This window comes from Acinetobacter sp. ANC 4779 (assembly GCF_004331055.1).
Classification (GTDB): Bacteria; Pseudomonadota; Gammaproteobacteria; order Pseudomonadales; family Moraxellaceae; genus Acinetobacter.
Window position 1 is genome coordinate 178,183 of the sequence record NZ_SJNU01000002.1, and the last position, 14,593, is coordinate 192,775.

Below are 14,593 nucleotides of genomic sequence, written 5' to 3' on the forward strand. Positions count from 1 at the left end.
AATGTATTGGCAAATGACAGATAGTCTGGAATGGCTATGCTGTAAGTGTTGATAAATAAAATGGTTTATCGCAGCTTGGAAACCGCAGTGTTTGAAATTTTATAACGCGGCCGGCTTCTCCCTTACTGCTACTTCATGGAGAAATATAATGAGCCAAGACCCTAAAAAATGTCCCGTCTCCCACCTCACCACTGCTTTTGGGGCACCGGTTACAGACAACCAAAACAGTTTGACGGCAGGTGCACGTGGTCCCCTACTTGCCCAAGATTTATGGCTAAATGAAAAACTGGCAAACTTTGTCCGTGAAGTGATTCCTGAGCGCCGCATGCATGCCAAAGGTTCAGGTGCATTTGGTACTTTTACCGTTACGCATGACATTACGTCCTATACCCGCGCGAAAATTTTCTCTCAAATTGGTAAAAAAACCGAAATGTTCGCCCGTTTTAGTACCGTGGCAGGTGAACGTGGCGCAGCCGATGCTGAACGTGACATTCGGGGTTTTTCTTTAAAATTCTACACTGAAGAAGGCAACTGGGACTTGGTGGGTAACAATACCCCGGTGTTCTTCTTGCGTGATCCACGTAAATTCCCCGACTTAAACAAAGCGGTGAAACGCGATCCAAAAACCAATTTACGCAGTGCCACCAACAACTGGGATTTCTGGACCTTGCTGCCAGAAGCATTGCATCAAGTCACCATTGTGATGTCAGACCGCGGTATTCCAAAGTCTTACCGTCACATGCATGGTTTTGGTAGCCATACTTACAGTTTCATTAATGCCGATAACGAGCGTTTCTGGGTCAAATTCCATTTCCGTACTCAACAGGGTATTCAGAACCTTACCGATGCAGAAGCGGCAGCCATCGTTGCAGCAGACCGTGAAAGCAATCAGGGTGACTTGTTTGATGCCATTGAACAGGGTAATTTTCCGAAATGGAAACTTCAAGTTCAAATCATGCCTGAAACGGATGCCGAAAAAGTGCCGTATCATCCATTTGATTTAACCAAAGTCTGGCCACATGCTGACTATCCAATGCTGGATGTAGGTGAGTTTGAGTTAAACCGCAATCCGGAAAACTTCTTCCTGGATGTCGAACAGGCGGCATTTGCACCCAGCAATCTGGTTCCGGGAATCAGTGCTTCTCCAGACCGTATGTTGCAAGCTCGCTTGTTCAACTATGCCGATGCGCAGCGTTACCGTTTAGGGGTGAACTATCAGCAGATTCCTGTAAATGCAGCACGTTGTCCAGTGCATTCCAATCATCGTGATGGTCAGGGCCGTGTTGATGCCAACTATGGCGGTTTGCCACATTACGAACCAAACAGCTTTAGCCAATGGCAGGAACAGGCTGAATTTAAAGAACCCCCTTTGAAAATTTCTGGAGATGCAGCACATTGGGACTTCCGTGCAGATGATGCGGATTACTTCAGCCAGCCACGTGCCCTGTTTAATTTAATGACAGCTGAACAACAGCAGGCATTGTTTAACAACACTGCAGGCGCGATGGGCGATGCGCTAGATTTTATTAAATACCGTCATATCCGCAACTGCTACGCCTGCGACCCTGCCTATGGCGAAGGTGTAGCGACAGCATTAGGCATGACTGTAGCGGATGCTCAAGCTGCGCGTGTAACTGATCCAGGTCAAAACAATCCGGGTTGGCTTTAATCCTTTAATTTAGGACACTAAAAAACCACCTTCGGGTGGTTTTTTTATCGGTTTAAAAAGATATATTAAACAGAACGCAAAAAAGAAGTATTCAAAATGGAGCATAAAATTGCAGCCATCAATCAGCAATATGACATTATATTATTTGATGCCGTCTGCGTGATTTGTAACGGCTGGGCCAATTTTTTAATTAAATACGATAAACATGCAAAATTTAAACTGGTTTCTGCCCAATCCGCTTTGGGTGAAGAAATCTTAAAATATTATGCTATGCCGACCGAGCATTACACCACGATAGTGGTGATTAAAGATGGGCAACTGTATACAGAATCCACTGCACTGCTTAAAGTCATGCAACATCTCGGCCTGCCATTTTCCCTGATGAATTCAGGTTATTTCATGCCGCGTTTTATTCGAGATTTTCTCTACAGACGTATAGCTTTAAATCGCTATCAACTTTTTGGAACCACCACTCACTGCCTGATTCCTTCTGCTGAAAACAGACAGCATTTTCTGGATCATGCCATTCGTGAATCATAAGCTTCTGCTGGATAAACCCCTTCGCCTTATTCAAATTACGCTGGCTGTACTTTGGATTTATCAGGGATTAATACCCAAAATACTGTTTCAGTCGAGTGCGGAAATCACCATTTGGCAGAGCATGGGCTTAGCACTACATCTGGCAAAAATCTGTGTTTCGCTATCAGGCATGATAGAGATTATGTTTGGCTGTACTTTTCTGATTTGGCAAAGAGCAGTCTTCATCCATCAGCTTAATATTCTGGGCTTGAGTGGCTTATTACTGCTGATTATCGTCACAGATCCAATACAGCTCACCACTGCATTTAATCCCGTGGTGATGAATATTGCCATGATCACCCTTTCCATACTTGCTCTGCAACTTTTAAAGCTTCGCACGCAGCAAGCTTAAACAAGATCAAACCACCAAACGCCGTCCTTCACGAATACAGACAAAAGGATTCATCAGCTTTGAGCTGTTTTTCATGGCGACCTTTAAATCGAGTTCAGGCTGTTCCCGACTTTCATCGGTCAGTTGAAAGGTTCGGTAATGAATCGCCAGCGAACATTTTGAATATAAATCCTGATGCGACTGAAAAGCTTCCTGCGGATTCATATGCATATAGCTCATCAGCTCACGTGGCTCATAGGCACCTATTGGTAACAATGAAATACGCGGTGCCCCTAAACGGTTTTGAATTTCCTTAAAATGCGGCGAATAACCGGTATCGCCAGCAAAGAAACAATGATCTTTGCCGGCAAGCACTGAAAAACCGCCCCAAAGCGCCCGATTTTTATCGCGTAAGCCTCGACCTGAAAAATGCTGCGCCGGAGTATAGATAATTTTTAAATCATGCAATAAAGAAGACTGCCACCATTCCATTTCCAGCACATGGAAACTTTTCGGTAGATACCATGAGTTACCTAGTCCGGTATAAATCGGCATGGCAAATTTGTCATGCAGCCATTCCAGGCTGGCTAAATCCATATGGTCATAATGATTATGGCTGAGCAGCACCGCATGAATGGTCGGTAACTCTTCTAAGGCAATTCCCGCAGGAATGACCCGTTTCGGACCTTTGCCCTGCTTTGGACTGACATATTCACACCACACCGGATCGGTGAGCAGGTTATACGGCCCAATCTGCAACAGTACCGTGGCATGCCCGACAAACCACACTTGCCAATCATCAATACTGGCGTCTGGACGATCTTGCGGAATCGCCCGTTTAGTGGCATGGAATTCTGCATATTCTTTATCAATATCCACATTCCAAGTCGATGACTTACGGGTGAGCAGCCATTTGATCATGTCTGTACGGCCACGCCCTTCCGGACTGGGTAGCGCATTGAAGAATCGTTCACCATCATGATGATTCGAATGCATAAATTGAAATGAAGGCTGACGCCAGGTATGTGACCAGCATTCTTTAGTCGGGAGTCGAAAGTGTAATTGTTCAGGCATTTGCTTCATGTACATTCAATTTCTTAGTGTGACTTAAACATTCAAAATCCGATATTTTGAATATTACGCCATATATATCACGTTTTTATTCCAAACGTCCTTTCATACGTTCCAACCACACCTTTTTAGTCTGCGGTTTAATAAACAATGCCACAATTTCAGGATGAATCTGTTTGATTTTCGCTTCAATTCTGTTGACGCAGGCTTCGATGTCATCAGAACTCAAGTTGTCTTCAAACTCAAGACTTAAAGATGCCAGAACTTGATGGGCGCCCATCTGTTCAGTCAGTACACCATTGGCAGAAAGTACAGCCTGGTCTTCCTGCGCAATCAGCAAGATATTATTGCGCAATTGTGGATCTGCCGATTCCCCCAGCAATAGACCTTTGGTTTCTCGCGCCAGTAAAATAGCAGATACAGCCAATACAACACCAATTAAGATTGAAGCCACACCATCTAACTCCGGGATATTTAAGGCATGCGCCAGATAAATCCCGATCAAGGCAATAAACAGACCACATAAGGCGGCAGTATCTTCAAACAGAACGGTAAAGGTTGTCGGATCTTTGCTACGGCGAAAAGCTTCAAAATAACCTTGCTGACCTTTAATTTTCCGAAATGCTTTTAAAGCCACAAACCAGGATATGCCTTCACATACAATTGCAATCGTTAAAACAATATAATTCAAAGTAGGATTCAGCATTTCTTCGGGGTGACGCACATGTTGAATCCCCTGATAGATAGACACCACCGCACCTAAAGCAAACACCATCAAGGCAACAATAAAGGCCCAGAAATACAGTTCACGTCCATAACCAAACGGATGCCTGACATTGGGGGGTTGTTGCGATTTTTTCATGCCATACAGCAATAAAATTTCATTCAGGGTATCGACGACCGAGTGAATGGCTTCACTCAGCATGGCCGAACTATTGGTAATATAGGCCGCGACAAACTTGACCAAAGCAATTGCCAGATTGCCCAATAAGGCAGCATAGACCACGACTTTATTCGAATCAGACATGCAACTTTGTCCTAAATTTATTGTTATCAAATAGATTGATTTGATTTTTCTGTTTATCCAATTTCATATTAACCAAAATATGCTGATAAATTATTTACTTTTTGTTGTTATATGCCTTAGAACACTCAACGGTTTTAGAAATTTGCCAAGAACTTTAAAGTACATAACTAAAGTACATAACTTCCCAAAACGAAAATTGAAACGAATCCATTTTCAATTTTACTTCTCGAATTCATGAGCGAAAAAAGGAAACATAAGCTTCCTTCTATACTTTGCTGGATAGATTTAAAGTTTAGAAAAATACTGCTCGCGCCATTCTTTGCAGAAATACAGCACAATGCCGAACATCACCACTGCAATGCCAATAAAAGCATTCGGGCTGATATGCTCATGATTTAAGGTGGCGCCCAGTACCAAAGCAATGAGGGGCGTCATCACATTACTCAGCGACACGGTAGAAGCGGCCAAACGGCGAATCAGCCAGAAATAACACAGCATCGCCACAATTGAAGAAAAAATCATGGTAAAGACAAAACCGATAAGGGTCTGCATACCCGGCATGTGGGTGGGCATGTGCTGCCAGATAAAGGGCAATAAGCACAACGAGGCAAGCGCTGAAATGATCAGTGAACCAGTGGCTTGGGACATTGGACTTAAGGGTGCATTGATCTGCTTGACCCAAAAAATCGAGCTGATATAGGACAGCATACTGATCAACATCAGTACCACACCCCAGGGATTGATCTTGCTGTCGGCAGAATCGGCAAAAACAAAACTTAAGCCTGAAACGGCAATCGCCATCCCCAGCCATTGCAGCCAAACCAGCTTATGGGTTTTTAAAATCACATGCCCAATCAAACCGGCAATCAGTGGTGAGAAACCGAAAATCAGCGCCATTAATCCTGAAGTCAGATAATTGGCTGCCAGATAAATAAACAACTGTGCCCCAATTAAATTCAAGCTCCCCGCCAGATAACTTTTCATTGAAACTGTGTCAAACGGTAAAGGATCACGCAAAACTTTCAGTAAAAATAAGGCAATGACAGATGCGCCGAAGTAACGAATAAGCAACACCCACATCGGGTGAACCTCCTGCACACTCCAGACAATCGCCAGTGGCGTCGTTGCCCAAATTAAGACCAGCAAGGCGTAAATACTTGCCGTGACCGGCAATGAAGATTTCATATCATTCTCAAATCTGATTGTTCTAAAGAGTAAACTTAAAACCGGCATGGATGCCGCCCGATCGTTTGGGGGGTATGGACATACCTTCAAACGATCAGAAGATTTTTGTTACCTTAGGCCATATATGGCTCATCTTTTAAAAGTAAAACATACCTAAACAAACACATTTCTAAATCACAAAGCCAATTATGGTCATGACAAAGAAGCAAAAGACATAAAAAAACAGACCTATGCACAACATAGATCTGTCCAAAAATATCTTAAGAAGACTTAGGCAATTTTGCGTAAGTCTTGTGCCAAATCTAAATGCTTTTCAGCTTCAAAAGCAGTGTTTTTGCTGATCATTTTTTTCAAATGACGCATTTCTTTGGCGGCATTGACGGTAATGCCTGCAACGATTTGACCATCGGTCACACCGTACATTACGAATGAATTGTCTGCGCCTTTGGCAGTATCCATTTCACCGCGAACCAGCCATTGAGCTGCTGCCATATCACCGACAAACTGGAAGTTGATGTCCAATTGATCTGTCCAGAACCAAGCCGGGTTGGCTTTTGGATGTTCAACACCCATCACGTGACGCGCAAAAATACCGGCTTGAAGGTTGGCATTTTCCCAAGTTTCCACACGGCGGTGATGACCACAGTCACGGATTTGAGTGGCTACGTCACCCGCTGCATAAATGTCAGCATTTGAAGTCTGGCAGTTTTCATTGACTTTAATCGCAACGTCAACCTCAAGACCCGCATCGACTGCAAGCTGGGCATTAGGCACGATGCCAATGCCGTAAACCACCGCATCAGCACGAAGTTCTTCGCCATCCGCCAAAGTGACCACCACTTCTTCGCCATCCAGTCGGCAACCCGCAATCTGGGTTGAAAGACGAACATCGACACCTTTGGCACGGTGCTGTGCAAGCAAAAATTCACTGAGGATAGGCGGCGAACAACGGCCCATCACCATTGAACCCATTTCAATCACAGTCACATCGCAGTCTTTGAAACGGGCAGATGATGCAAGCTCAAGCCCAATCACCCCACCGCCGATCAGGATGAGACGGCGACCGGCTTGAAGTACAGGAACCAGTGCTTGCGAATCTTCAAGGTTGCGCAAAGTATAAACATGTTTGCCCAGAGCATCGAAGTTGGGTAAACGACGCGCTGCACCACCGGTTGCAAGAAGCAACTTGTCATATGCAAGCACATCACCGTTTTGCAGTTCAATGCTGTGTGCTTCAGCATTAATTTTCACTGCGCCATTGCCAACAATATGATCCACATTCAAATCGGCCAGTTTTTGCGCTGACAGAATTTCAATTTTGGTGTCTTCTGGCTTCAAGATCACATCTTTAGACAGCGGCGGACGTTCATACGGCAGATGCGTTTCATCACCGACCAAAATGATTTTGCCTTCATACTTATTGGCACGAAGTTCTAAAATGGCACTCGCACCAGCTTGACCAGCACCGACAATAACGATGGTTTCGATACCATTTTGGCTCATGGGTAAATCCTTATTTCAATTCTGCAGATACGATGCCGAAGCCCGCAATCCACTCACTAATATCTTCGTAGCAGTGAGCCGTCATTTCGTACTCACCCACTTCATGCAATGCTGCAAACGCAGCCATCCAAGAACGGACTTCTTGACCGCCGCGGCCGCCTTCAACACGAATTTCATCTTCAGTCATTGCTTCAATTGCGGCAAAGTCTGCTTGCGCAAAAGTCTTTAGCAAGGCGCGGTCCCATTCAGGATTTAACGGCACGGCAACAGAAGTATCACCGGCTGCTAAACGTTGTCCAACCGCAATGATCTTGGCTTGACGTGCTTGACGCGCCTCAGGGGTTGGATTACGACCCGCAATCAGGAATTCTTCCACTTCAAGCGGTACAGCACCCATTTGCGGCGTGGGTGGATCATGCGACAAACCACCGGTCCCTAAAACAAGTACACGTTCATTTTCAAGATTCAAAGACTTGATGAACTGCCCCACGGCACGGCCCAAAGCGACCGTTCGCTTGGTCGTTGGCATAGGCGCAGCAGCACCATTAATAAAGATTGGAATGGTTGGATAACGGTCTAAATGACCGCCGCATAAAAAATGCAAGGGCTGTGTTACCCCATGGTCTGCCTGCATACGGTACGAATACGCAACATCCACGCCTTCATCCATCACACGGCGAACCAAGTTCACCGCAGTCTCTTCAGGCACATTAATTTTATTGTTGTCTTTACCGTAGTCCCAATCGCCGGCAGCGGTGGCGCGGATCCCCACGCAGAAACTTGGCATTAAGTCATAGAAGAAACCATTAAAATGGTCTGGACCAAAGGTAATGATTAAAGTCGGATCATATGCTTCCACTTCAGCTGCAAGCTTGGCAAAAGTTTCACGAACTTTTTCTTCTTTATACTTTTCTTGGGGAGAAGCAAATTCCATTAAAGGACTGTGCGATGCACAAATAAGTTTTACAGCCATGAGTAACTCCTAAACGCAAGGCAGCCAAAAGGCTGCCGAGTATATCCATTACGCTTTAAAGCAGATTACTCGTCAAAGAATCCGGCGCGCGGCTGACGTAAACCGCGAATGCCTAAGCCGCAATCTGCGTTAATTAAAACACCAGTCAAGGTCCGGTTATTTTGACGAGAAGCTAACAGCACATAAGAGCCTGTCATATCTTCAGGCTCTGGCAAGAAGTTCAGCGGCATGCCGCGGGCAATCTTCTCAGGGTCGCGCGCATCCAATAAGCCCAGATTTTCCTGACCCAAAGATGCCGCGCCTTTAATATTCACATTCATACCTGAAGGCGCAACCGCATTCACTCGTACTTTAGGCGCAAGTTCATAGGCAAGCTCTTTCATAATACCCACACCGGCATGCTTAGATGCAGTATATACAGGGCCTCCGCCAGCAGAGTACAGTGCCGAATTAGACAAAGTAAATATGATAGAACCTTCAGAAGCGATCAATGCATCAAGTGCTGCCTTGGCACCAAGAATTAAAGACTTGGTGTTAATGCCCATGATTTCATCAAAAGCTTTTTCCAGCTGTTCGCCAGAGGTATTAACGATATCTGCATAATGATCCCAGATACCGGCATTTCCCACGAAACAATCGAGCTTGCCAAAACGTTCAAGGGTTGCATTCACGGCACGGACGTTATCTGCATAGTTGGCCACATCACCTTCAATCGCAAGAACTTTACCACCGAAGTGTTCGTTCAATGCATCCACTTTAGCTTTCGAACGTTGCAGAACTGCAACTTGTGCACCTTCTTCCAAGAAACGTTCAACCAAAGCCCAGCCTAAACCTGAACCACCACCTGTAATAAGTGCAACTTCGCCTTGTAGCCAACCCATGATTACTCTCCTGCCATCTCTACGAACAATTGACCATTTTCAACAATCACAGGGAAAGTCTTGATTGGATCAGTTGCCGGTAGACATAAAGCTTCACCTGTTTTCAAGCAGAAACGTGCTGAATGCAATGGGCATTCAACCGTACCATCATCTTCAAGATAACCTTCAGACATAGAAGCATTACCATGTGAACAACGGTCATTCATGGCAAAGAACTCTCCGCCATTGTTGAATACTGCAAGCGCTTCAATACCGTTTACGCCGCAATCTACTTTTAGCGCTTCGCCTTCATCTAATTCGTCAACTTGGCAAACAAAAATCTTATTCATTAGAAGAATACACTCAGGTTATGTGAGTTATAGGTCACTTGATCTAACGTAATTTTACGGTTGAAAATCTGGAAGCCCAGATCAGTTTCAACTTTACGGATCTTGTCGTGACGCTTACCACAGTAAATTGTTACGTCTTTCTCTTTTTGCGTACGGTATAACAAATACGTGACGTACACGTCGTATTCGCCTTCAACTTCAGTCGGCTCTACAAGCACGTTGCTCACCATGTGAGTGGTGCGTGATGGAGGCTCTTCAGCCCAAGCCATACCGGTTTCAAGACGCGCAACACGGCGCTCTAAAAGATCTTTGGTGTCGTTAAATACCCAAGTCGTCGGTGGTTCAATTGAACGGCGACGATCACGGGTTTGTGCATTTGGCGTGGTACGTAGCGTGTAAGAAATGTCTTCTGCCAACATGTCCAGCCAATCGCGAAATTTCCAGTCGTCTAGCGCTTTGCCTTCACGATAGAGAAACTGACTAATTTGATGATGAAGTTCTAAACTGATCTGACTCATTTCATTAGCTCCTTCTCGTATTCGTCAGCGGCTTTCTCTACGTCTTCCCATGTTTCATGGATCAACAGGTCTGCCCAACGGCGGTATAAGCCACGTGCTGCTGTTTCAGAGAAAATGTAATTGGTGATCCCAGGGATGCCATCTTCACGTTTTTTCTCGTTGCCCAAGCCCATTTCCATAATCAGCGGATTATTACGCGCTTTATAGCCACGTAATACTTTTTGAATCTCAATCCAGTTCTCAGAGTCATCTTGCTCCAGGAAACCGGCAGGACCGAAAGCACGGGTTGCAGAACGTTCAAAAGCTTCTTTCACTTCTTGCGACGCTTCAGCATCGGCAATACAGAATGCCCATACTTCAGTTTTGTTGGGACCACGTGGGTGCCATACGCGAAGTGTAGCCGTACCGTTTAACCAAGACATGGTTGGGAACATATTGTTATGACCGGCAAGACGTAAAGCACGTGTTTCGCCTAAACGCTCTTTCACTTCGTCATACGTTTCACGGAAGTAGTTGGCAACTTCACCGTCTACCCAAACGTTTGCATCCGGTTTTTCTGTAAAGAAGAAACCTGAACCATGACCACGCGAACCATACTGGATTGCGTCTTTAGCGGTTTCCCATACTGGACGGGCGGTTTGCGCTGCACCTAATTTTTTCGATGATTCGTCATCCGGTTTTGCGCCCAACACCTGGATTGCAGATGCGTGAGAGAACAAGGCATGATATTGGTCCGATGCAAACTGTTCCGCTGCAAATTTCCAGTTACACTCGATTTCCCACTTGTGCACACCACCGATGATTTCAGTACCGCCTGGACGACGGTCTAAAACGCCATCAAGATACCAAGCGATATCACCCATGTAATCGATTAAATCTGGAGTAGTTTCATCCCAACACGCAAAGATTAAGCCTTTGTAAGACTCAACACGGTTGACTTCAACCAGGCCCCATTTTTCTTTGCATGCGCCTTGCGGGAATGCACGTTCTTCTAACGGGATATCTTTGAGTGAACCATCAATACCGTAAGACCAGCCGTGATATGGGCAAGTAAATGCACGCGTATTACCACAGTCTGCGAAGCTCACACGCATAGAGCGGTGACGGCATTGATTTAAGAATGCTTTGATTGAGCCGTCTTTTTGACGGGCCACAATAATTGGGTCTTCACCCATATAAGTATTGAAGAAATCACCCGCTTTAGGAATTTGGCTTTCATGACAAAGGAATAACCAAGTACGACCAAAAACGCGTTCAAGCTCTAATTCATATAAATCTGGATCGGTGTAGATATATGGCGAGATACGACCATTTTGTGCATCGACCAAAGCGTCGATTTCGCGCACATTAATTTTTCCACTCATGAGAAGCTCTCCTGTGACGTACTCTGTCACAAAGTAAATAGACTCAACTTTTAGTGGATAATGGTTTTATAGCGGCTTTTAGTGAAATATTTTTTTTGTTTCAATTAAGATATTTTATGGATTATTAACAGCATTATTTTCCATATTAAAATCCCCATAAATAATCCCCGACCATTTATTTTCTAAATGAAAGAATCATCTTCACCGCTTAGTTGTTTATAGATTATACTCTAGCGAAATTATAGTAAGACATTTTTTGGATTACACATTGGATTTAGTTATATGGAATTACGACACCTTCGATATTTTATCACCGTGGCAGAAGAACTAAACTTTAGTAAAGCTGCGTTAAAGCTATATACGGCCCAACCCTCTTTAAGTCAGCAAATTAAGGACCTAGAAGAAGATGTAGGCGTACAACTGCTGTATCGTACCAAACGAAAAGTTGAACTCACGGAAGAAGGTGCAGTATTTCTTGAGCAGGCACGTTTAACACTGGCTCAAGCAGAAAAAGCCATTGCCATGGCACGTCAAGTCTCGCAAGCCAAACAGCAAATGCTGCGAATTGGCTTCGTTCCAGTTGCGGAAATGAAGATTTTCCCTTATGTGCTACCGAATTTACGTGTACAAAATCCTGATTTAAAAATCGAATTGCTCAGTTTAAACAACACCGAGCAAATGAAACTATTGAAAAAGGGCGAGCTGGATGTCACTTTTACCCGCCACAACTCCAATAGTGATGAAATTGAAAGCTTATTTGTGCTACGCGAGCCATTGATCTTTCTTTTGCCGGAAAATCACCCTTTGGCGAAGTATGAGCGCATTCCGGTGAAGGCTTTAAATGGCATAGATTTTATTATTCCTGCTGCGGAACAGTCTCTGACCCTACACAATGCCATTCTGGATTTTGCCAAAGCCAATGCTATTGAATTCAATATTGTGCAAAAAGCTGACAATATCTTGTTTAATATCAACTCAATTGGTATGGGCTTAGGCTGTACGATTTTACCGGGCTATGTCGCACCCCTGACCATGAAGAATACCGTCATTCGCCCTTTAGACATTGAGCTCCCTTCCCTCGACTTGTATGTCAGTTACCACAAAAACAGTAGCTCTGTGGCTGTGCAGAAATTTATTGAATTACTGACTCGTGTGTTTTATCTGAATATCAATCGCGATTGATCAATTTTTTCCACCTTTAGCGTCCAAATTGAGCCCACTATTATTTTTTTGCTAAATAGTGGTGTCTTTTTTTGCACTATTTTGATTATTTTTCTATCACACTAGACTGAAGTCTTATAAAAATTCACTGTTTTAAAGCCTGTCTTTATGGGAAATAAGGTATAAATTCTCTTTCACTGAGTGATAAAAATATTTCATAATCAAAAAATTACAACTTAAGTCTAATAAGCCCAGTACAAGCTTTTTAAAAAATAACCTAATATAGGGAAGCTTATGCAAATCCACCCGCTGCATCGCATAAAAACAGGTGTTCGATCCCACCCTTATTTCTTTTTTACTTTTACTGCCATCGCTGTTTTCTATTATTTTTTACATTGGCTGACTCAATGGGGCTGGTCTACCTGTCTTTTAATCAGTTGGAATATCTCTATTTATAGCTATTTACTCTTAACCTTAAAAAAATTATGGGGGACAGAACATGAAAATATTTTACAGCGCGCACAGCAACAAGATACCAGTAAATGGTTAATTTTACTGCTGGTGATCCTGACTTTAATCATGTGCTTCATTGCCATCGTGATTGAAATTAATCATTTACCCCCCGATGCCTACATTCGAATAGGACACTTGATCTTATCGGTGCTCACCCTTGTTTCTGCATGGTTCTTTATGCATACCATTTTTGCCATTCATTATACCCATGACTTTTATCTGGCATTGGAAAAACATAAAGATGGTGGACTGGATTTCCCCAAGACCTCACACCCCACCTATCCAGATTTTATTTATTTTAGCTATGTAATTGGAACCTCGGCGCAAACCGCAGATGTATCCATTACGTCACGCTCCATGCGGGTATTAAATACCTTGCACCTGCTGTTGGCATATGGATTTAACACCACCATTCTGGCCATCAGTATTAATGTTGCGGCTAACTTTATTACTACTTAATGACGAGTAGCTAATTAAAGGCATAAAAAAAAGGATGACTATCGTCATCCTTTTTTTATTTCATTCAAACTGCGTGATTAAACACCACGTGCTGTTAAATAGTTTTTAATTACCGTGTTGAATTCGTCAGATTTTTCAACTTGAGACCAGTGACCACATTGGCTGAAGATGTGTGCATCAGCATGCGGAACAATGTTCAGGATATCCCATGAACGAGATACTGGAATCACCACGTCTTGTACGCCGTGAATCAAAAGTACAGGCACTTTGATTTCTTTCATTTTTTCGAAATCAAGCGGGAATTCAAAACGGTCACGGTCACGTGCGCCAACAACGTCCATGAGACGGTCAGATGCGTAATCATTTTTCGCAGAATCAAAACGTACTTTAACCAGTTCATCAGTGATCAAGTCTTTGTTGACTACAAACATAGACAGGGTTTTCTTGATCCCTTCTTCGGTAAGTACCGGATTTGCATGTGCTTTAAGTGCAGCAGTCTGTTTCGCACCGCCCGTACCCATAGACACGATACCCAAAACACGTTCAGGGTAATCCAGCGCCATCTGGAAAGCTAACCAGCCACCCAAAGAGTTACCTACGACCCAAGTTTTTTCGATACCCAAAGCATCTAAAGTACGCACTGCATGATCAACCCAAGCGCGGATACCGTAAGCAGTGCCCGGTGCAACCACACTTTGGCCATAACCGATGGTGTCAATTGCGATACAACGTGCTTGCTCACCAATTTGTGGCAAGTTTAACCACCAGTTTGCAGCCGCCGATACGCCTGTACCTGAACCGTGTAAAAATAGAATAGGTGTACCTTCACCAATTTCGTGGTAATGCGTCAACTCGCCTTCAGCGGTTTCAATCCATTTGTCTTCTAAGCCAAAGAATGGATCTGTTTGATAGTCAGGGATTTGAACAGTGCTCATATTGATTCCTCTTACAGTCTTTAGCTTGCGTGTCCCTCTATTACAAGAATTCGACGTCAAGTTGACTCATTAAAATGACTTTTTACAGCTTTATA

The 14,593-nt window shown here is 43.9% G+C and carries 15 protein-coding genes; 5 read left to right on the top strand and 10 right to left on the bottom strand.

The features are described from left to right. Positions 1-148 precede the first annotated feature (148 nt). The 3 genes from E0H80_RS03790 (at position 149) to E0H80_RS03800 (ending at position 2,600) form a co-directional block, all read left to right on the top strand. Complete coding sequence (locus E0H80_RS03790) at positions 149-1,669, top strand: catalase (protein WP_131363287.1); 1,521 nt, start codon at positions 149-151, stop codon at positions 1,667-1,669. A gap of 96 nt (positions 1,670-1,765) precedes the next feature. After that, positions 1,766-2,209 (top strand): thiol-disulfide oxidoreductase DCC family protein, encoded by a 444-nt coding sequence (locus tag E0H80_RS03795; protein ID WP_131363289.1) that lies wholly within the window; start codon positions 1,766-1,768, stop codon positions 2,207-2,209. Then, positions 2,199-2,600 carry a DoxX-like family protein gene (locus E0H80_RS03800; protein ID WP_228259947.1) on the top strand — a complete coding sequence of 134 codons (402 nt, stop codon included), beginning with the start codon at positions 2,199-2,201 and terminating at the stop codon, positions 2,598-2,600. Before E0H80_RS03795 ends, E0H80_RS03800 begins: the two co-directional genes overlap by 11 nt. A 6-nt stretch (positions 2,601-2,606) precedes the next feature. Here E0H80_RS03800 and E0H80_RS03805 read toward each other — a convergent pair whose 3' ends face one another. The 9 genes from E0H80_RS03805 to hcaE form a co-directional block, all read right to left on the bottom strand. Continuing rightward, positions 2,607-3,662 carry an MBL fold metallo-hydrolase gene (locus E0H80_RS03805; protein WP_131363294.1) on the bottom strand — a complete coding sequence of 352 codons (1,056 nt, stop codon included), beginning with the start codon at positions 3,660-3,662 and terminating at the stop codon, positions 2,607-2,609. A 76-nt stretch (positions 3,663-3,738) separates the two neighbouring features. Continuing rightward, positions 3,739-4,677 (bottom strand): cation diffusion facilitator family transporter, encoded by a 939-nt coding sequence (locus E0H80_RS03810; protein WP_131363296.1) that lies wholly within the window; start codon positions 4,675-4,677, stop codon positions 3,739-3,741. Positions 4,678-4,962: 285 nt separating this feature from the next. After that, positions 4,963-5,862, bottom strand: coding sequence for a DMT family transporter (locus E0H80_RS03815; RefSeq protein WP_131363298.1), 900 nt, complete (start codon positions 5,860-5,862; stop codon positions 4,963-4,965). 270 nt (positions 5,863-6,132) lie between these two features. Next, on the bottom strand, positions 6,133-7,365 hold the full coding sequence (gene hcaD, locus E0H80_RS03820) for a 3-phenylpropionate/cinnamic acid dioxygenase ferredoxin--NAD(+) reductase subunit (RefSeq protein WP_131363300.1): 1,233 nt from the start codon (positions 7,363-7,365) through the stop codon (positions 6,133-6,135). A gap of 10 nt (positions 7,366-7,375) precedes the next feature. Beyond that, a complete protein-coding gene (locus E0H80_RS03825; protein WP_131363302.1) occupies positions 7,376-8,338 on the bottom strand; it encodes a 3-carboxyethylcatechol 2,3-dioxygenase in 963 nt (320 codons plus the stop codon). A gap of 65 nt (positions 8,339-8,403) precedes the next feature. Then, entirely contained in the window at positions 8,404-9,219 is an 816-nt protein-coding gene (hcaB, locus tag E0H80_RS03830; RefSeq protein ID WP_067866262.1) for a 3-phenylpropionate-dihydrodiol/cinnamic acid-dihydrodiol dehydrogenase, read from the bottom strand. Positions 9,220-9,221: 2 nt separating this feature from the next. Beyond that, a complete protein-coding gene (hcaC, locus tag E0H80_RS03835) occupies positions 9,222-9,548 on the bottom strand; it encodes a 3-phenylpropionate/cinnamic acid dioxygenase ferredoxin subunit (protein ID WP_131363304.1) in 327 nt (108 codons plus the stop codon). After that, positions 9,548-10,066 (bottom strand): 3-phenylpropionate/cinnamic acid dioxygenase subunit beta, encoded by a 519-nt coding sequence (gene hcaF, locus E0H80_RS03840; protein WP_131363306.1) that lies wholly within the window; start codon positions 10,064-10,066, stop codon positions 9,548-9,550. Before hcaF ends, hcaC begins: the two co-directional genes overlap by 1 nt. Further along, positions 10,063-11,430, bottom strand: coding sequence for a 3-phenylpropionate/cinnamic acid dioxygenase subunit alpha (hcaE, locus tag E0H80_RS03845; protein WP_131363308.1), 1,368 nt, complete (start codon positions 11,428-11,430; stop codon positions 10,063-10,065). Before hcaE ends, hcaF begins: the two co-directional genes overlap by 4 nt. Positions 11,431-11,712: 282 nt before the next feature. Between hcaE and hcaR the strand changes: the two genes are divergently transcribed. Together hcaR and E0H80_RS03855 are read left to right on the top strand one after the other, a co-directional pair. Then, positions 11,713-12,612 (top strand): DNA-binding transcriptional regulator HcaR, encoded by a 900-nt coding sequence (gene hcaR, locus E0H80_RS03850; protein WP_131363310.1) that lies wholly within the window; start codon positions 11,713-11,715, stop codon positions 12,610-12,612. Positions 12,613-12,885: 273 nt separating this feature from the next. Further along, positions 12,886-13,563, top strand: a complete 678-nt coding sequence (locus E0H80_RS03855; RefSeq protein ID WP_131363312.1) for a DUF1345 domain-containing protein — start codon at positions 12,886-12,888, stop codon at positions 13,561-13,563. A gap of 77 nt (positions 13,564-13,640) precedes the next feature. On the opposite strand, the gene E0H80_RS03860 is transcribed toward E0H80_RS03855, so the two are convergent. Beyond that, complete coding sequence (locus tag E0H80_RS03860) at positions 13,641-14,498, bottom strand: alpha/beta fold hydrolase (RefSeq protein WP_067866253.1); 858 nt, start codon at positions 14,496-14,498, stop codon at positions 13,641-13,643. Between the last annotated feature and the right edge of the window lie 95 nt (positions 14,499-14,593).